The following is an 18473-nucleotide window of genomic DNA, read 5'->3' as shown; positions in this document are numbered from 1 at the left end:
ACCCGCAAGAGGTACGTCATGTCAGACATCTACACGCTGGGCGCGTTCGCGGTGGCGATCGCGGCCCTGGTGCTGCTGATCGCCAGGTTCAAGGTCCATCCGGTCGCCACGCTCTTCCTCGTGGTGGTGACGCTCGGCCTGGTCCTCGGCATGGGCGGGACGAAGACCGTCGAGCTGGTCTCGGAGGGCTTCGGCAGCACCCTCGCCAAGGTCGGACTGCTGGTCATCTTCGGGTGCGTGCTCGGCAAGATGCTCGAACTCAGCGGCGCCGCCGAACGCATCACGGTGTCCGCGCTGACCGTCTTCCCCGGCAAGCGGGCGCCCTGGGCGGTGGCCGTCGCCTCCGTCGTGCTGGGCATCCCGCTGATCGCCGACACGGCCGTGGTGATGCTGATCCCGGTGGTCTCCGCGCTGGCCTACCGCACCAAGATCTCCATGATGAAGCTGGGTCCGATCCTCTACATCGGCGCCTACGTGATGACCTCCCTGGTGCCGCCGGGCCCCGGGCCGCTGGCCGCCTCCGGGCTGCTCGGCGTCGACTTCGGCGAGGCCATGCTGTGGGGCACGCTGGTCGCGCTGCCCGGCATCTTCGTCGCGACCCTGTACCTGCTGACCATCAAGACCCATGTCGACCCCAAGCCCGAGTTCGTCGCCCACCTGCAGCAGCCGGCCGGCGGTGGCACCGGTGCCGGTGCCGGCACCGGCGGGGACGGCGAGGTCGAGGCGAAGCGACTGCCCCCGCTGTGGATGTCGCTGGTGCCGGTGCTGCTGCCGATCGTCCTGATCGTCGTCAGCTCCTACGTGATCGACATGGCCGAGCTGGACAACGCCGTCGGCGGGGTCATCGCCTTCGTCGGCGAGCCCACCATCGCGCTCTTCCTCGGCTGCCTCTCCGCCCTGCCGCTCTTCGGCCGCGCGTGGAACAGCAAGGAGACCCTCAACGACCTGTTCGAGGCCGGCCTGCGGCTGGCCGCGCTGCCCATCGCGCTGACCGGTGTCGGCGGCGCGCTGGCCGCCGTCATCCGGGACACCGAGGTCGCCGAGTCCGTCGCCGACATGATCGGCAACTGGGGCGTCTCCCCCATCATCGTGCCGTTCCTGGTCGCCGCCGCGATCTGCACCATCACCGGGTCCAACATCCTCGGCGTGATGACCGCGGCCGCCATCATGGAGCCGCTCGCCGAGGGACTCGGCATCTCGATGCTCGCCATCTACCTCGCCTGCGGCACCGGCGCGCAGATCATGAAGCACGCCAACTCCTCCGGCTTCTGGGTGACCACCACCCTGTCCAACCTCACCGTGGGCCAGGGCATCCGGTCGGTCGGCGTCGCCTCGGCGCTCTCCGGGGTGACCGGCTTCGCCATCGTCTACCTGCTGTACGGTCTTGGCCTGATATGACGGAGCGGGTGTCCGCCGCACACCGCGGCGGACACCGCCCCGGCCTCCCCCTTACCGACGCCGCCGAGGAGCACCATGCCGCCCGAGCACGGCCGTGAGGCCCCGCTGATCCCGGACCAGCGCCGCGAGTTGCTGATCGCCCTGCTCCGGGACCACGCCGTGCTGAGCGTCCACCAGCTCACCGAGCTGCTGGGCGTCTCCCACATGACCGTCCGTCGGGACATCGCCGCGCTGGAGCGCCAGGGCCGCGCCGTCTCCGTACCCGGCGGGGTGCGGATCGCGGGCCAGCTTCACCAGGAGCCCAGCTTCGCCGACAAGAGCACCATGGACACCCCGGCCAAGCTCGCCATCGCCGAGCTGGCCGCCACCTTCCTGCACGAGGACACCACCGTCTACCTCGACGCCGGCACCACCTGCCAGGCGCTGGTCCCCCACCTGGCCGCCCTGCGCGGCATGACCGTGGTGACCAACGACTTCATCACCGCCAACGCGCTGATGGGCAACCCCGAGGTGCACGTCATCCACACCGGCGGCCGCATCGAACAGGCCAACCGCTCCGCCGTCGGCCGCCTCGCCGCCGCGACCCTCGCCCAACTCGCCCTGGACATCGCCTTCGTCTCCACCAGCTCCTGGGACCTGCGGCACGGCGTCACCACCCCCTCGGCCGCCAAGGTCGAGGTCAAACGGGCCGCGATGGCCGGCGCCGCCCGCTCCGTGCTGGTCGGCGGCAGCGCCAAGTACGGCTCGTTCGGCATGTACCGGGTCGCCGGCCTCGACGAGTTCGACGCCATCGTCACCGACTCCGGCCTGCCGACCTCGGCCCGCGAGGGCCTGCGCGGCCTGAAGGCCGACACCCTCATCGCCGAACCCCCGGACGGCACACCCCCCACGGACGAGGCCCACCCGGCCACCACCCCGGCCTGACAGCCGGCGGGGCGGCCGCGTCGCCTCCGCGGCGTCGGGCCGGGTCGGCCGCGCGCTCGCACGCGACAAACCCGGCGACGGCGGCCGTCGTCCCCGGGATACTCGTCACCCATGGATGAGGTCAACGTCGTCGTCGCCCATTCCGAGCGCGCCACTCTGCGCGTCGGTGACGTGTTTCTGAAGGTGGACGCCGATCAGGCGCGCCTCGACGTCGAGGTCGAGGCGATGGCCCTGGTGCCGGTCCCGACCCCAAAGGTCCTGTGGCGCAAGCCGCCGGCGCTCGCGATCGCCGCACTCCCGGGGGCGGCGCTCGGCCGCCTCGGTGAGCCGTCGACCGCGTCCCCGGCGGCGTGGGCCGCGGCGGGTGCCGCCATCCGGAGGCTGCACGAGGCGCCGTTGCCGCCCTGGCCCGGCCGGCGCCGACGGGATCCCGCCGAGTTGGCGGCCGAACTCGACGGCGAGTGCGCGGCGCTGGTGACGAACGGTGTCCTGCCCGCCGACCTGGTCTCCCGCAACCGCCAGGTCGCCGAGGCCGCGATCCGCCCGTGGACGCCGGTGTTCGCACACGGCGACCTGCAGATCAATCACGTCTTCGTCGATGGCGACGAGGTCACGGGCATCATCGACTGGTCCGAAGCGGGCCCGGGTGACGCCCTGTTCGACCTCGCCACCGTCACGCTCGGACACGAGGAACACCTGGGTGACGTCCTCGCCGGCTACGGCACGGACGTGGACCTCGACGTGATCCGCGCGTGGTGGTCGTTGCGCAGCCTGCTCGGGGTCCGCTGGCTGGTCGAGCACGGCTTCGACGCGTTCGCGCCGGGCTGTGAGGTGGACGTGCTGAAGTCCCGGATGTGAGGCCGCGCGCCCCGACTGCCGCGCGTGGGTTCTGACGGGCGCCCGTGCCGGAGCGGTGCTGCCGGTGCCGCGTCCGGGCGCCGCGTGGGGCGCGGGGCGCTCTGGCAGCGGCGGGCCCCACCCTGTGTGGGAAGGGAAGGAAAGCACTGGATGTCGAGCGGTTGGCGGCTGGCGAGGAGCCCGCGGTGCACGGCCGGGAGAAGGTCCGGGGTCATTGGGGGCGTCGCCTGCCTGGCGGCAAACGATTGTGTGCGACAGGGCTGCGGTCATCCGGGGCACGATGGTTCGCGATCCGGCGACCGCCGGGCGCCTGTCGCCGTGCTCAGCTGACACCGAGCCTGTCGGTGATCTGCGCGTAGAACAGGGCGGGGTCCCCGGCGAGTGCTTCCTTCACCATGGCGGTCGTGTCGTCCACGATGACCTCGATCGATCCCGAGGCCAGTCCATCGAAGGAGCGACGGGGTACTTCACGCGGATCGATCACGGGTCCGTCATAGCCGTCCGTCGCGAGGTCGGTGGCGGCGACGCCGAAGAGCACGCTCTGACATGCATGGTTTTCCGGCTTTCGGTGGATTTCTTCGTGAGTCAAGCCGCGGCCAGCGCGAAGCCGAGGGACGCTTCGGGCATCGACGACGCGGGCGGTTGCCGGTGTCGGTCGTGTTCAGGTGGGTGTCCCACCTGATGAGGGAGTCCTTCGGGTGCTGGGGCTGGTCGCGCACCGCTCCCGGTTCCGTCGGAGGCACCGGCCGCAGCGCAGGGGGTGAACGGGATGCCTTCCCGCCGGCGGGGCCCGGACCCGGAGGGTCGGGTCCCTCCCGGGCGCCGGCGAAGCAGGGCCGGGCCGCCTCGGATCGGGGTGTGCTCAGCCGAGGAGTCGGCGCACCCGCTCGACCGACACGGCCGGGGCGCGGCCGGTCAGCTTCCGCACGTCGGCTGAGGTGGTGTCGAAGGTGTCCTTGGCGATGGCCGCGTGGAAGGAACCGACCATCATCTCCGCGTGGTGGGCGTCCATGCCCCCTTCGGCCAGGGCCTGCACTGCCTGCTGGGGCGAGGCCGGGCGGTGGTTGATGGTGCGGCCGGTCGCCTCGGCGAGCAGGTCGGCCAGGTCGTCGTAGGTGAACAGCTCGGTGTTGGTCAGCTGGTAGGTCAGCCCCTGATGTCCCCGCCCGGCGAGCACCGTGGCGGTGGCCGTGGCCAGGTCGTCCAGGCACACCCAGTTCAGCGGCCGGTTGCCGGTCGCCGAAACCAGCGCACCGGTCTTGGCGGCCACCCTGAGCTCCGGCCCCAGCTCGTCCATGTAGACGCTGTTGCGCATGAACGTGAAGGGCAGCCCCACCGCCCGAATGATGTGCTCGGTGGCCAGGTCCACGTCCTCCAGGTCGAAGGGCCGCCGCTCGGGGTCGGCCAGGCTCACATACACCAGATGGGAGACCCCCAGGGCGTGCAGGGCTCGCACCGCCTGGTGCTGCTGGTGAACGCGCACGGCGTTGTCCAGCGAGGGCGGGGGCACCAGAACGACCTTGTCGACCCCGGCCAGCGCCGCTGTCAAGGCGATGGGGTCGTCGTAGCTGCCCACGCGCACGTCCATGCCGCGCTCGCGCCACGGGGCGCCCTTGTCGTGGGTGCGAACCAGGGGGGCGATGTCGGCGGCGGCCACTCCGGCGTCGAGTAGCTGCTCGATGATGCGTCCGCCCAGGCGTCCGGTCGCACCGGTCACGGCGATGGTGGTCATGTCAGGTTCCCTTCGGTGAGCACCGGAGCCTTAAACGTAGGCCCCTCCGTTTCACTCGACGGTACATTAAACGAAGGGCCCTACGCTTACGGCCCGGGTGTGCACCTGGCGCAGTCATCTGGTTCGAGGGAGGACACATGGAACGCACCACGGCCAGGGCCGCGGTCAAGCCCCTGCGGGCCGACGCCCGACGCAACCGCGACCAGCTCCTGGCGGCCGCCATCGCCCTGCTGCCGCAGAAGGGCTCGCAGCTGTCCCTGGAAGCGGTCGCCCGCCGGGCCGGGGTGAGCATCGCCACCCTCTACCGGCACTTCCCCACCCGAGAGGCCCTGATCCTGGCCGTCCACCACCAGGAGATGACCTCGCTCGCAGACGAGGCCGGGGAACTGGCGGCCACCCTCCCCGCCGAACAGGCCCTGCAACGCTGGCTGCACCGCCTTGGCCGGTACGGCAGCACCCGCCCGGGCCTGGGAGACGCCTTCCGCACCGCCGCCCTCACGGGTGAGGAACTGCTGGAGGAGACCTACCAGGTCACCGTCCAGGCCCTGGACCTGCTGATCGCCGGCGCGGCGGCCGCCGGGCACGCCCGTCCCGACGTCAGGGGCGGCGACGTGCTGCTGGCCCTGTGCGGGGTGTGGGACTTGCCCGACACCCCCGCATCCCGTGCCCAGACCGACCGGGTGGTGGGACTGCTGCTGGACGGACTGGCCACCCTGCCCGGCAGCAGCTCCCGGGAGACAGGGGAGGCTCCCACCGGCTCGTATCTTCCCCCTCGTTGACCGCCTGGCCGGACGGAACCCGCTGCTGATCTCTTCCGTCCTCGTCCGGCTCCGGCGAGTCCGGGTCGCGCGGCGGGCGTGGGACACCGGCGGCCGGGGTAGGGGGGTGAGCCGTGGCGGCCGGTCAGGTTCAGGTTGGGATGTCTGAGCAGGGACAGGCGGGCGGCATCCTCGTCACGGATCTCGTCACCTGAGGCGCGGAGCTGTGCGACGGCGGCGTCGATGTACTTCGTGGTCCAGAGCAGTGCACATCAGGGCAAAGCCGAGTGGGTAGTGCAGAGTGTCGGAGCGCGATCAGGTCCTGGTCGATGTCGTCGAGGAGAGGGAGTGACACGCCGCCACGACCGGGAAGTCGTTAGGCTGCCCGCCGTGATCGATCCCCATCTACCCGCTGACGACGCCGAGGTCGCGATAGCCGGGGCGCGGGCCGGCGCGGACGTGGTCCGCTCCCGGTACGGCCGGCGGCTGGAGCGCGTCGACAAGGGGGACGGGGACTTCGCCACCGCCGCCGACGTGGCGGCCGAGAAGGCGATCGTCGACGTCATCCGGGCCGCCCGGCCGCATGACGCGGTGCTCGGGGAGGAAGGCGGGCAGCGGGGGGCGGCCGGCGCGCGGCGCCAGTGGCTGGTGGACCCCCTGTGCGGCACGCTCAACTACGCCGTCGGCAGCATGCTGGTGGCGGTCAACGTGGCGCTGCGCGGCGGGGCGGCGGCGGTAGCCGACCCGTTCGGCGGCGAGGTCTTCTTCACCGACGGGCGGATCGCCCGGGTGCGGCGGGACGGCGCCGCCGACGGGCCGCTGGTGCCCACGTCCACCTCCCGGTTGGTGGACGTCAACCTGGACCCGCCGTTCCCAAGTGCCCCCGGGTTGCGGGCCGTCGAGCTGCTGGCGCATCCCGACTTCGTCGAGCGTTTCCGGCCGCGGGTGGTGTCCACGACGCTGGCGCTGGCCTGGGTCGCCGCCGGCAGGCGCGCCGCGTATGTCACCGACGGCGGCGACCTCTCCGGGAGCGTGCACTTCGCGGCCGGGATCGCGCTGTGCCGGGCGGCCGGCTGCGTGGTCACCGGGATCGACGGCGCCCCGCTGGGGGAAGCGGGGCGCGGGCTGGTGGCCGCCGCCGACGCCGGGACCCACGGGCTGCTGCTGTCGATGCTGCGCCGCGGCGCATAGCGGAGCTGCCGGTCAGAGGCCCGACGGGTGGCGGGAGAGCCAGTCGGTGTGCCGGGCCCGTGTCCGGTCCCGCTCGTCGGGCGTGGGGAGGAAGACGTCGGCGCCGCCGTCGTAGGGGTGGTGGACGCGCCGTAGCGCGGTGTCGGTGATGAGGACTCCGGCGACCTTGTCGTCGGCGATGTCCCGGAGCAGCGGGTCGACGCAGCCGCGTCGCCAGGGCCGGCGGGCGGCGAAGAGGTGGCAGTAGGTGCGGAACTCCGGGTCCGGGTCGTCCGCCACCAGAAGCGTCCGCCAGTAGTCGGGGGTGAGTTGGGCCGGTGGCGGCTCGGCCTCGCTCGACCAGCGGGGCGTGATCACGTACACGTCCGTGCCGGCGAACAGCTCGTCCAGGACCGTGTTGTGGCGCTCCAGGAGGATGGCGTACTCGCTCTCGTCCTGCGGGTACCGCTTCGACCCCGGCAGGCTGTGAAAGCGCACCCACACGTTCTGATACGGGTCACGGAGCAGGTGGCCCACCGGCGGGCAGTGGGGCCAGCGCCGCTGCCACAGCTCCGTCAGGGCCGGCTGTGAGTCTCCCGTCACGGCAGTACTCGCCCCCCGTCTCGTGCCTGGACCGTGTCGACCGCCATCATGGCCGGCGTCCGCGCGCCCGGGCGAAACGGCCTGGCCGCCGGCCGCGTCCGGCGGCTACGCGCCGAAGAGCAGGGTGAGTTGGGCGTCGAGCGCGGCGAGGGCCGCCTCCTCGGTGTACTGCGAGGAAAGGAGTTGCAGGCCCAGCCCGTCGACCAGGGCGAGCAGTCCGGCGGCGGCGCGGTCGGGGTCCACGCCGGCCGGCGGGCCGGCGGCCCGCAGTTGCTCGGCGAGGAAGGTCCTGGTCTGGGCGGCGGCTTCGCGCAGTCCTGCGGCGATCGACGGCTTCACCGCCGCGTAGGCCAGGAAGGCCAGCACCACGTGGTTCTCCAGCCGGCGGGTCTCGTCCAGCGGGAGGACCTGGCACAGCAGGCCGCGCACCAGCTCGCGCGGCGCGGTCGACGTCAGCTCGGCTCCGGACCGTTCGCGGACCCGGTCCATGACCATGGCGAGGGCGAAGGTCATCATCTCGTCCTTGGTGCGGAAGTAGTGCTGCACCATCCCGGTCGAGACCCCGGCCTCGGCGGCGACCTGCCGCAGGCTGACGCCCTCCAGCCCGCGCGCGGCGGCCAGTCGCATCAGCGCGTCGGCGAGCAGCTCCCGGCGCTCTCGGTGATCGACTCTGCGGGGCACCGGGTCACTTTACCTTGCGGCCGCCATGACTCCGGGTTACATTGCACCCGTATTGCATTGCACTCGTATGGAAACCGGGGGTGCCCCATGGACGTGCTCGACCTGACCGCGATCGACCCACGGCAGCGGGAGTTGGTGGGCGGCAAGGCCGCCGGGCTCGCCGCGCTGATCCGGCTGGGCGAACGGGTACCGGCCGGGTTCTGCCTCACCACCGAGGCACACCGCCGCGCCGCGATACCGGGCGGCGAGCTCAGCGCCGCCTACCGGCGGCTCGGCGGCGGGCCGGTGGCGGTCCGCTCCAGCGCCACCGTCGAGGACCTGCCGGCGGCCAGCTTCGCCGGCCAGCAGGACACCTTCCTGAACGTCGAAGGAGCGGCGGAGCTGGGCACGGCGATCCGGGGCTGCTGGGACTCGCTGCACGGGGAGCGCGCCCGCGCCTACCGGGCCGCCGCGCTCATCGGGGACGGGGAGGCGCGGATGGCGGTCGTCGTCCAGCGGATGGTCGACGCCGAGGTCGCCGGCGTCCTGTTCACCGCCAACCCGCTGACCGGGCGCCGCGGTGAGTACATCATCGACGCCGCTCCCGGGCCCGGCACCGCCGTGGTCGACGGCGCCGGCCCGGTCGACCACTACGTGCTGACCGACGACTCGGCCCCCGAGGAACGGGGCTGCCTGACCCCCGCCCAACTGGCGGAGTTGCGCGCGACCGGCGAGCGGCTACAAGAGGCGCTGGACGGACCGCAGGACATCGAGTGGGCCTACGACCGGGCCGGCACGCTGTGGCTGCTCCAGGCGCGGCCGATCACCACGCTCTTCCCGGCGCCGCCGCCGAGCGAACGCCCCGGCACCCGGCTCTACGTCGAGTTCGGGCACGTCCAGGGCATGCTGCGACCGGCCACCCCGATGGGCATGTCGACGCTGCGGGAGTTGCTGGCCGGCGTGCTCGCCGCGTTCGGCCTGCGGGTGGACATCGTCGACATCGGGGGCCGGCTCTACGGCGACCTGACCGACGCGCTGCGCGATCCCGCGACGCGCAAGCGGCTGGTGCGGCTGATGGCGGTCGACTTCGGGCCGCGCGCCCAGGCCGTCGTCGCGCACCTGCTCACCGACCCGCGGTTCGCCCCGGAGCGCCGCAGCCGCCGGCGCGACCCGGCCGCCTGGGGGACCACGCCGAGGGCCGTGGCCGGCGTCCTGCGCGCGCTGGTCCGGCCGGCGGCCGCCCGGGCCCGGGTGTTCGGCACCATCGAGGCGCTGCACCGGGCGCCGGTCGCCGATCCGACGACCGCCGCCGAACTGCTGCCGCTGGTCGAGGAGACCGGCCGGCCCGACCCCCGGCTCGCCGCGCTCACCTGGCCGGTCGTCTCCGGGCTCCTGGCGTCCGCCGTGCTGCCCCCGCTGCTGCGGGGCGTCGCCGACGAGGAGGAGATCCGGACCGTGCTCGGCGGCGTGCCGCACAACGTCACGATCGAGATGGGCCTGGCGCTGTGGCGGGTGGCCGAGCGGGCGGCGCCGCACCGCGAACTGCTGCTGCACACCCCGCCGGAGGACCTGGCCGCCGCCCAGCTCGCGGGCCGGTTGCCCGAGTTCGGCCTCGCCGGGTTCCTCGACACCTACGGCCACCGCTCGGCGGCCGAGGTCGATGTCGGCGTGCCCCGCTGGTCGGAGGAGCCGGCCCCGGTCTTCGCGATGCTCGCCAACTACCTGCGGGTGGCGGACCCGGAGCAGGCGCCGGACCGGCGGTTCGCGCGGGCCGCGGCGGAGGCGGAGGCGAAGCTCGACGAGCTGGCGCGGCGGGCCCGCCGCCGGCGGCCGGTGCGCGGCCGGTTCGCCGGCCTGCTGCTGCGCCGGGCCCGGGAGTTGGCCGGGCTGCGCGAGGCGGGGAAGTTCGCCGGGCTCTACCCGCTGCGCGACCGCCGCCGGCGGCTGCTGCTCATCGGCGCCGAACTCCGGGCGGCGGGACGGCTGGCGCGCGCCGACGACGTCTTCTTCCTGACGCTGCCCGAGCTGCGCACGGTGGTCGAGGGCGACACGGACCCGGCGGCGACGGTGGCCCGCCGGCGGGCCGGGTACGCGCGGGAGTCGCGCCGCCGGGCGGTGCCGGTCGCCCTGCTCTCGGACGGGACCGACGTGGAGACGCTGCTCCCGGCGCCGCCGGCGGACGCCCGCACGCTCACCGGTATGGGCGCCTCGGCCGGGCGGGTCAGCGGCCGGGCCCGGGTGGTCCACGATCCGGCCGACGCGCGCCTGGAGCCGGGCGAGATCCTGGTCACCGCGACCAGCGACCCGGGGTGGACGCCGCTGTTCCTCACGGCGGGCGGGCTGGTCACCGAGACCGGGGCGGTGATGGCGCACGGCCCGACCGTGGCGCGGGAGTACGGCATCCCGGCGGTGATCTGCGTGCCCGGCGCCACCGAGCGGCTGCGCACCGGAGCCCTGGTCACCGTCGACGGCGCCGCCGGCACGGTCACCGTGCACGCGCCGGACACCGCCGGCTAGCGGGGCGGAGGCAGGAGGCCGGACGTCGCCCCTCGTCAGGCGCCATGCGCGCCGGCGGCCGGGCGACGCGAAACGTGGCACCCGGGTTGAGCGGTGCGCCACGTGAACCTCGTCACTGACCGATCGGTCAAATCTGTCCGATCGGTCAGTTACGGTGGGGGGCGTGTCTCCTCGCTCCTCCGCCGCCCTGCGCGGCAACATCCTGGACTCCGCCCGCCGCCTGTTCTCCGAACGTGGCTACGAGGCGACATCGCTACAGGACATCGCCTCCGACGTGGGCTGCTCCAAGGCGTCGCTGCTCTACCACTTCAAGAACAAGGACGCGCTGCTCATCGAGCTGCTGACCCCCGTGACGCGGCGGTTGGCCGGCCTCCTGGACGAGGTCGCGCCGCTGGCGGGCGAGGCTCTGGTCAGGGCGACCGTGTCCGCCCTGGTGGACAGCGCGGTGGAGTACCGGCTGGAGATCCGCCTGCTGTTCGAGGACCTGCCCCGGCTGCCCCACCGACCGGAGCTCAACCTGGTCCCCGACACCACCGAGCGGACGCTGGACTGTCTGACCGGCAGATCGCGCGATCCCCGGGCCCGGGTGGCAGCGTGGATGGTGCTGACCGGAATCGCCCTGACCGCAGGCGCGTCGGCCGACGCCGCCCTGGGCGACGACGTCTCCGACACGGACCTGCGACAGGGCCTGATCGACGCCGCCCTCCGCGCCCTCGGCCACTGATCCGCCACGAGCCCGCGCCGCACACCCGACGCCTCCGACTCGACAACCAAACCGACCTGCCGACCCAACCGACCAGAACGACCCGAACAACTCGAACGACCCGAACGACCCGAACGACCTGCCGAAGGAAGAACCACCCACCATGGCTACCCTGCTCTACCGGCTCGGCCGCGCGGCGTTCCGCCGCCGCGGGCGGGTGCTCGCGGCCTGGCTACTCCTCCTGGGCCTGCTCGGCGGCGCCGCCGGCGCCTTCAGCGGAACGATGACGGACGACTTCACCATGCCGGGCACCGAGTCCCAGCAGGCGATGGACGCGCTGGAGCGGGACTTCCCCCAGGCGTCCGGCGCCTCCGGAACCGTCGTGGTCGCCGCCCCCGAGGGCCACATACTCGCCCCGGCGGACCTCGCGCCCCTGCTCCAGGAGGCGGCCGACATCCCCGGCGTCGTCGCCGCGATGGACCCCTTCGCCACCGGCGCGGTCTCCGAGGACGGCCGCTACGCCCTGATCCAGACGCAGTTCGACAGCCCCGCCGCCGACATCACCCAGGCCCAGACCGACGCCTTCGAGCAGGTCGGCGCCGACGCGGAGGGCCTGCGGGTGGAGCACGGCGGCGAGATCGTCACCGCCCACGCGGGGGTCCACACCGGTGCGACCGAGGTCATCGGCGTGCTGGTCGCCGCCGTGGTGCTGGTCATCACCTTCGGTTCACTCGTGGCGGCCGGGATGACGCTGCTCAACGCGCTGATCGGCGTCGGCGTCGGGATGGCCGGGCTGTTCGCGCTCAGCGGGTCCGTCGAACTCAGCTCGACCGCCCCCATCCTGGCGCTGATGCTGGGCCTGGCCGTCGGCATCGACTACTCGCTGTTCATCGCCTCCCGCTACCGCCAGTTCCTCACCGACGGGGTGGCCCCCGAGGACGCGGCCGGCCGCGCCACCGGCACCGCCGGGTCCGCCGTCGTCTTCGCCGGCGCCACGGTGGTCATCGCCCTGTGCGGCCTGTCCGTCGTGGGCATCCCGTTCCTGACGGTGATGGGCCTGGCGGCCGCCGCGACCGTCGCCGTGGCCGTGCTGGTCGCGCTCACCCTGCTGCCCGCCATGCTCGGCTTCACCGGCGACCGGGTGCTGCCCCGCGCCCAGCGCGGCAAGGCGAACGCCAGCACCGGCACCGAGCAGCGACGCCCCGAGCAGGGCGCCGGCTTCGCCTGGGGCCGCCTCGTCACCCGACTGCGGATCCCCGTCCTCCTGGTCGGCGTGGCGGGCCTCGGGCTGCTGGCCCTGCCCATGCAGGACATGCGGCTGGCCCTGCCGGACGCCTCCACCGCCGCCGAGGACAGCCCCGAGCGGCAGGCGTTCGACCTGACCACCGAGGGTTTCGGCCCGGGCTTCAACGCCCGCCTGGTCGCCGTCGTCACCGGCGACACCCCCGAGGCGACCGGCCAGGCCGCCGAGCGGGCGGCCGGCGTCATCGACGCGACCGACGGCGTCCTCACGGTCACGCCGCCGCAGCCGAACGAGACCGGCACCACCGCGCTGCTCAACATCACCCCGGCCACCGGCCCCACCGACGCCGCCACCGAGGACACCGTCCACGCCATCCGCGACCAGGTCGCCGACATCGAGGGCGTCGACATCGCCCTGACCGGCACCACCGCCGTGGGGATCGACGTCTCCGAGAAGCTCGCCGACGCGCTGCCCGTCTACCTCCTGCTGGTCGTCGGCCTGTCCGTGCTCCTGCTGATGCTGGTCTTCCGTTCCGTCCTGGTCCCGCTGAAGGCCGCCGTCGGCTTCCTGCTGACCGTGGGCGCCACGTTCGGCCTCACCGTCGCCGTCTTCCAACAGGGCCACCTCGCCGGGCTGATCGGCCTGGACACCACGGGCCCGCTGGTGAGCTTCCTGCCGATCCTGCTCATCGGCATCCTCTTCGGCCTGGCCATGGACTACGAGGTCTTCCTCGTCTCCCGGATGCGCGAGGACTACGTCCACGGCCACACCCCGCGCCAGGCCACTGTCAACGGCCTGGGCCACAACGGCCGCGTCGTCAGCGCCGCCGCCGTCATCATGATCGCGGTCTTCGCCGGCTTCGCCCTCGCGGACGACCCCATCATCAAGTCCATCGGGTTCGCCCTCGCGGTCGGCGTCCTGATCGACGCGTTCATCGTCCGAATGACCCTCGTCCCCGCCACGATGGCCCTCCTCGGCCGCACCGCCTGGCGGCTCCCCCGCTTCCTGGACCGGGCGCTGCCCAACCTCGACATCGAGGGCGAGCAGCTCCAGCGCGAACTCGCCGCCCGACCGAGCGAACCGAGCGAGCCCGCGCGGTCGGCCTAGTCACCGCCCCGGCGCGTCCGCCGGGTGGTCGGCCCCGTCGTTGCCCGGGGCCGACCACCCGGTGGTTCGGCACACCCGTCGCGCCCACCGCTCTGCCCGGTGGAAACGTCAACTCCCCGTGCGGGGGCCGCTCGCCAGGGTGGGGCCGGCGCCTATGTCGTTGCCGGCCGGCGGGGGCTCGTCTACGCTGCCCGCAACGCGATGACGGAGCCGAGTAACCACGGGATCACGCGAGTCCAGAGAGCTGTCGGCAGCTGAGAAGACAGCCTCGCGCCCGAGGCGAATCCCCTCCCGAGTGCGGGGAGGAACGGCGTGCCCCACGCCCCATGCCCCGCCGGCCAGCCCCCGTCACCGGGCCCAACGAGGCCGCCGCCCCGTGCGGCGGTGAAGCGCGGTGGCACCGCGAGTACCCCGCTCGCCCGCGCTCCCCAGGGAGCGAACTGACGGACGAGTGAGAGGGAGCGCGGCAACGATGCTGGACGTCAGCGTGATCCGGGAGGACCCCGACCGCGTGCGCGAGGGCCTGGCCAAGCGAGGCGTGCACGTCGACCTCTCGGCCTTCCTGGCCCTCGACGGCGAGCGGCGCGGCACCAGGACCGAGACCGAACGCCTGCGGGCCGAACGCAAACGCGTCTCCGAACGCGTCGCCACCGCCCGGCGGCAGGCCGAGAACACGGACGAACTGCACGCCCAGGCAAAGGCGTTGGGGGTGCGCCTGGCCGAGCACGAGGCGCGGCTGACGGAGCTGGAGCGCGCCTGCCAGGCGTTCCTCGACCCGCTGCCCAACCTCCCGGACGCGGACGTGCCCGCCGGCGGAAAGGAGCACAACGAGGTGCTGCGGGTGGTCGGCACCCCACCGGCCCTGCCGTCCCCGGCGCGGGACCACGTGGAGCTGGCCCGCGCCCTCGACCTCGTCGACTACCGGCGGGGCGCCAAGCTCGGCGGCAGCGGCTTCTGGGTGTACGGCGGCAACGGCGCTCGGCTCGAATGGGCCCTGCTCAACTACTTCGTCGCCGCCCACCTCCGCGACGGCTACCAGTTCGTGCTGCCGCCGCACATCCTGACCCAGGAGGCGGGGTACACGGCGGGCCAGTTCCCCAAGTTCGCGGACGAGGTCTTCACCGTCGAGCAGGGGGACGCCGGGCCGGCGCGGTTCCTGCTGCCCACCTCGGAGACCGCCCTGGTGAACCTGCACCGGGACGAGACGCTTCCGGAGGCCGAACTGCCCCTGCGGTACTTCGCGTACTCCCCCTGCTACCGCAAGGAGATCGGCGGCTACCGCGCCGCCGAGCGCGGCACCCTGCGCGGGCACCAGTTCGACAAGGTGGAGATGTTCCAGTTCGCCCATCCGGAGCGGTCGGAGGAGGCCCACCGGGAGCTGCTGGCCAAGGCGGAACGCCTCGTCGCCGAGCTGGGGTTGACCTACCGGGTCACCCACCTCGCCGCCGGGGACACCAGCGCCGCCATGGCGCGCACCTTCGACGTCGAGGTCTGGCTGCCCAGCATCGGCGGCTACGTGGAGGTCAGCTCGGTCTCCAACGCCCGCGACTACCAGGCGCGACGCGGCAACATCCGCTACCGGCCCCGCCGGGGCAGGTCCGGCTTCGTGCACACGCTGAACGGCTCGGGCCTGGCCACCAGCCGCCTGCTGCCGGCCCTCCTCGAACAACACCAGCGGCCGGACGGGACGGTCGCCGTGCCGGAGGCGCTGCGCCCCTGGTTCCCCGAGGCCGTCGCGTCAGCCGGCGTCCCGGGGTGCGGCCGAAGGCTGTCGCCGACGGCGACCGAGCCACGCGCTCCCGTGCGACAGCAGCCGCCGAGTCGGGCTCTCGCCATCTTGACACATAACTTACCGTGTAGTCAGTCGGTTTCGAGATTGAGGACACGCGATGGCGCTCACCATGACCAAGTTGCTCTGCTCCTTTCGTTCCGAAGTGCTGGAGCTCGGCACGTCGATGACGGTGCTGCTGCCGGATTCCCCGGTCCCGGTGGACGGCTATCCGACGCTGTTCCTGTTGCACGGGCTCAGCGACGACGACTCGATGTGGACGCGGATGACCTCGCTGGAGCGCTATGCCCGGGAGCGGGACCTGGCGGTCGTGATGCCTCAGGTGCACCGCAGCTACTACACCGACGAGGCGCACGGCGGCGACTACTGGACCTATCTGACCGAGGAGGTGTTGGCCACCGCGCGCCGGCTGTTCCGACTCTCGGAGCGGCGCTCGGACACCTTCGTCGCGGGGTTGTCGATGGGTGGCTATGGAGCGTTCAAGTGGGCGCTGCGCCATCCCGAGCTGTTCGCGGCGGCGGCCAGCATGTCCGGGGCCATGGGGGTTGCCCAGCGCACCGCGCCTGATGCCACCGGCCCGCTGGAGAGCCGGCTGTGGGACAAGATCTTCGACCGCCGGTCGGCGGTCGGGACCGAGGACGACCTGATGTGGCTGGTCCGGCAGGCGCCCTCCCGGGCGGTCGCGCCGCCGGACCTCTTCCTCTGCTGCGGCGTCCAGGACCCGCTGTACGAGGAGAACGTGCTGTTCTGCGGGACCGCTCGGGAGGCGGGGGTCGATGTCACCTCGGTCTTCGACGAGGGCGCCCACGAGTGGTCCTACTGGGACCACCACCTGCGGACCATCCTGGAGTGGCTGCCCGAACCCCGCGCGTGACCCGCCGGCCGTCGGATCACCCAGGTCGCAGGGCCGCCTTCTGGTCGGCGAGCCACTGTCGCGCGATCTCCTTGGCCGGCATCTCGGGGTTCATCAGCCAGGCGGTCTCCAGCCCGTTGACGAACGCCAGCACCTCCATCGCCTTGTGCCGCGGATCCAGGTCCCGGCGCACCTCGCCGGCCTGTTGGGCCTGTTCGAGTGCGGCGGCGAGCTGGGAGACGCCCGCCTCGTACCGGGCGGTCAGGCGGGCGTGCATCGGGGAGTCCCGCTGGGCGGCGTTCTCGGCGACGAGCACGCTGTGCATTCCGACGTGGCTCGGCTCCTCTGACCAGTTCCCGATCGCGGTGGCGATGATGTCCAACGCCGCCAGCCCGGGGTTCTCCTCCTCCGGCCAGGCCAGGTACGCCTCGGCCTCGTCGCGGAGGTCAAGGGCCGCGTGCAGCAGCTCTTCCTTGGTGTGGAAGTGGTAGATCAGCCCGGCCTGGGAGACCCCGGCGGCCTCGGCGATCTGGGCCAGGCTGGTGCCCCGGGCTCCGTTGCGGGCGACGAAGGTCGCGGCGGCTTCGACGAGCATCGCGCGTCGGGCGGCGCCTTTGGCGGTCGGGCTCTTGAGTCCCGGCTCAAGTCGGGTGGGCATGTGGGGCCTCCTGGGCTGCCGAAACCAATCCGTCCGGAGAGCATTCTAGACAGCCAACTGAGCAGTCAGTAGGCTCGGGGCGTTTCTACTGAGTGCTCAGTAGGTAACTCTTCGGTGAAGGGTGCAAGCGATGCGCGTTCGATCCTCTCGACGATGTCGGTCCTGGCGGAGGGCCGGTGTGCTGGTCGCCGGCGTGGTGGCGGTGGCGAGCTGCGGGAATCCCGGCTCCGAGACCGATCGGGACACCACCCCCAGCGACGTCAGCACCACGATCGGCCCGGACCCGGTGACCCTCACCATGCGGGTCAACACCGACCAAGAGGCGCTGTGGAGCGCCCTGGCCGCCGGATTCGAGGAAGCCGAGCCCTCGGTCACAATCCAGCTGACCACCGAGGACTTCGCCACGCTCCAGCAGAACGCCCCCCGGTACCTGGCCGCGGAGAACCCCCCGGACCTGCTGCGGCTGCCCGCCCCTGGTGACGCGGTCAAGGATCAACTGCTGCTGAACCTCGACGAGTACGCCGACGCCTACGGCTGGGACCAGTGGCCCGAGAGTCAACTCGAGCAGCTGCGCGTCTCCGACGACGGCCGCCACCGCGGCCAGGGGGCGTTGTACGGCGTCGGGATCGGCTTCCAACTCACCGGCCTCTACTACAACATCGACCTGGCTCGACAGATCGGCATGGAGACGCCGCCGGAGACGATCGAGGAACTGGTCGCGGCGATGGACGACGCCGCCGCGGCCGGAAAGACTCCGATGATGGCCTCGGGCAACAACGCCTTCGTGCTGCAGGCGCTGATGCACGCCTACGGCGCCGCCGAGGAGGTCTCCGCCTGGGTCGGCAACGCCCCGCGGGCGAGCATCCAGACCCCGGAGACCGTCGCGGCCGCCAGCACCGTGCGAGAGTGGGTCGAGGCGGGCTACTACCCCGAGGACCCGCTCTCCCTCGACGACGAGCAGGCCCTGGGGAACTGGTTCGAGGGCGAGGCCCTGTTCCTGTACCAAGGGGGCTGGCTGGCCGGCGCGATGGACCAGAACCTGGCCGGCAAGGTGGGGTTCGTGCTGTTCCCGCCCGAGACCGCCGGTGATCCACGCTATGCGATGTCGGCGCCCAACGGTCTGGTGATCCCCGAGGCGGCTGAGCACCCGAACGAGGCGGCCGCGTTCTTGAACTGGGCCAACACCTCCGAGGAGGGACGCCAGATCCAGGTCGACCAGGCCGGGCTCGCACCCGGGGGCAGCACCGACCTACCGACCCCCGAAGCCGCCCCCGGCAGCGTGTTGTCGCAGACGCTGGAGGCCTTCGCCGTCGCCAGCGAGCAGGACACCCTGATCGACTTCCTACCCAACGCGACCCCGGGAATGCTCAGTGCGACCCTCAACCCCCAGACCCAGCTCCTCGTCAGCGGCCAGATCACGCCCGCGGAGTACATCGCCAATCTCCAGGCCGAGTATGAGTCCGACCTCCGCGACTAGCCCAACCCCGGCCGCACCCCACC

Annotated in this window: 15 protein-coding genes and 2 pseudogenes; 11 read left to right on the top strand and 6 right to left on the bottom strand. The window is 72.7% G+C overall.

Annotation, left to right across the window (positions count from 1 at the left end; genetic code table 11):
• The first annotated feature begins 18 nt into the window (after window positions 1-18).
• From RM844_RS13420 to RM844_RS13410, 3 genes are all read left to right on the top strand, one after another.
• Window positions 19-1398 carry a GntP family permease gene (locus RM844_RS13420; RefSeq protein ID WP_311667345.1) on the top strand — a complete coding sequence of 460 codons (1380 nt, stop codon included), beginning with the start codon at window positions 19-21 and terminating at the stop codon, window positions 1396-1398.
• A 75-nt stretch (window positions 1399-1473) separates the two neighbouring features.
• Entirely contained in the window at window positions 1474-2322 is an 849-nt protein-coding gene (locus RM844_RS13415; RefSeq protein WP_311667344.1) for a DeoR/GlpR family DNA-binding transcription regulator, read from the top strand.
• Between the two features lie 111 nt (window positions 2323-2433).
• The gene (locus tag RM844_RS13410; RefSeq protein WP_311667343.1) at window positions 2434-3180 is read left to right on the top strand and encodes a phosphotransferase family protein; all 747 of its coding nucleotides are present in this window, start codon (window positions 2434-2436) and stop codon (window positions 3178-3180) included.
• A gap of 322 nt (window positions 3181-3502) precedes the next feature.
• Here the strand turns inward: RM844_RS13410 and RM844_RS13405 are convergent, their stop codons facing one another.
• Both RM844_RS13405 and RM844_RS13400 read right to left on the bottom strand, forming a co-directional pair.
• Complete coding sequence (locus tag RM844_RS13405; RefSeq protein WP_311667342.1) at window positions 3503-3718, bottom strand: Rossmann-fold NAD(P)-binding domain-containing protein; 216 nt, start codon at window positions 3716-3718, stop codon at window positions 3503-3505.
• A 324-nt stretch (window positions 3719-4042) separates the two neighbouring features.
• Window positions 4043-4912: an NmrA family NAD(P)-binding protein gene (locus RM844_RS13400; protein WP_311667341.1), complete on the bottom strand. Its 870-nt coding sequence runs from the start codon at window positions 4910-4912 to the stop codon at window positions 4043-4045.
• Between the two features lie 137 nt (window positions 4913-5049).
• On the opposite strand from RM844_RS13400, the gene RM844_RS13395 reads away from it, so the two are divergent.
• Complete coding sequence (locus RM844_RS13395) at window positions 5050-5691, top strand: TetR/AcrR family transcriptional regulator (RefSeq protein WP_311667339.1); 642 nt, start codon at window positions 5050-5052, stop codon at window positions 5689-5691.
• Between the two features lie 37 nt (window positions 5692-5728).
• Here the strand turns inward: RM844_RS13395 and RM844_RS33550 are convergent.
• Window positions 5729-5936: pseudogene (locus RM844_RS33550) on the bottom strand (Tn3 family transposase); the annotation flags it as partial.
• Window positions 5937-6051: 115 nt separating this feature from the next.
• Between RM844_RS33550 and RM844_RS13385 the strand changes: the two are divergent.
• Entirely contained in the window at window positions 6052-6861 is an 810-nt protein-coding gene (locus RM844_RS13385; RefSeq protein ID WP_394814505.1) for an inositol monophosphatase family protein, read from the top strand.
• 12 nt (window positions 6862-6873) lie between these two features.
• Here the strand turns inward: RM844_RS13385 and RM844_RS13380 are convergent, their stop codons facing one another.
• On the bottom strand, window positions 6874-7338 hold the full coding sequence (locus tag RM844_RS13380; RefSeq protein WP_394814504.1) for a DUF3885 domain-containing protein: 465 nt from the start codon (window positions 7336-7338) through the stop codon (window positions 6874-6876).
• 210 nt (window positions 7339-7548) lie between these two features.
• Window positions 7549-8124: a TetR/AcrR family transcriptional regulator gene (locus RM844_RS13375; protein ID WP_311667336.1), complete on the bottom strand. Its 576-nt coding sequence runs from the start codon at window positions 8122-8124 to the stop codon at window positions 7549-7551.
• Between the two features lie 87 nt (window positions 8125-8211).
• Here RM844_RS13375 and RM844_RS13370 point away from each other — a divergent pair, with 87 nt between their 5' ends.
• The 5 genes and pseudogenes from RM844_RS13370 to RM844_RS13350 all read left to right on the top strand — a co-directional run bounded on the left by RM844_RS13370 (window position 8212) and on the right by RM844_RS13350 (window position 16336).
• On the top strand, window positions 8212-10620 hold the full coding sequence (locus tag RM844_RS13370; protein ID WP_311667335.1) for a PEP/pyruvate-binding domain-containing protein: 2409 nt from the start codon (window positions 8212-8214) through the stop codon (window positions 10618-10620).
• 163 nt (window positions 10621-10783) lie between these two features.
• A complete protein-coding gene (locus RM844_RS13365) occupies window positions 10784-11344 on the top strand; it encodes a TetR/AcrR family transcriptional regulator (RefSeq protein WP_311667334.1) in 561 nt (186 codons plus the stop codon).
• A gap of 142 nt (window positions 11345-11486) precedes the next feature.
• Entirely contained in the window at window positions 11487-13673 is a 2187-nt protein-coding gene (locus RM844_RS13360) for an MMPL family transporter (RefSeq protein ID WP_311667333.1), read from the top strand.
• A gap of 472 nt (window positions 13674-14145) precedes the next feature.
• Window positions 14146-15381 (top strand): annotated as a pseudogene (gene serS / locus RM844_RS13355) (serine--tRNA ligase); the annotation flags it as partial.
• Between the two features lie 181 nt (window positions 15382-15562).
• On the top strand, window positions 15563-16336 hold the full coding sequence (locus RM844_RS13350; RefSeq protein WP_311667332.1) for an alpha/beta hydrolase: 774 nt from the start codon (window positions 15563-15565) through the stop codon (window positions 16334-16336).
• Between the two features lie 16 nt (window positions 16337-16352).
• Here the strand turns inward: RM844_RS13350 and RM844_RS13345 are convergent, their stop codons facing one another.
• Window positions 16353-16973 (bottom strand): TetR/AcrR family transcriptional regulator, encoded by a 621-nt coding sequence (locus RM844_RS13345; protein WP_311667331.1) that lies wholly within the window; start codon window positions 16971-16973, stop codon window positions 16353-16355.
• Between the two features lie 178 nt (window positions 16974-17151).
• Here RM844_RS13345 and RM844_RS13340 point away from each other — a divergent pair, with 178 nt between their 5' ends.
• On the top strand, window positions 17152-18450 hold the full coding sequence (locus tag RM844_RS13340; RefSeq protein ID WP_311667330.1) for an ABC transporter substrate-binding protein: 1299 nt from the start codon (window positions 17152-17154) through the stop codon (window positions 18448-18450).
• The last annotated feature ends 23 nt before the right edge of the window (window positions 18451-18473 follow it).

This window comes from Streptomyces chisholmiae, assembly GCF_031845445.1.
GTDB lineage: Bacteria > Actinomycetota > Actinomycetes > Streptomycetales > Streptomycetaceae > Streptomyces > Streptomyces chisholmiae.
This window is presented reverse-complemented; position numbering and strand designations above follow the sequence as displayed.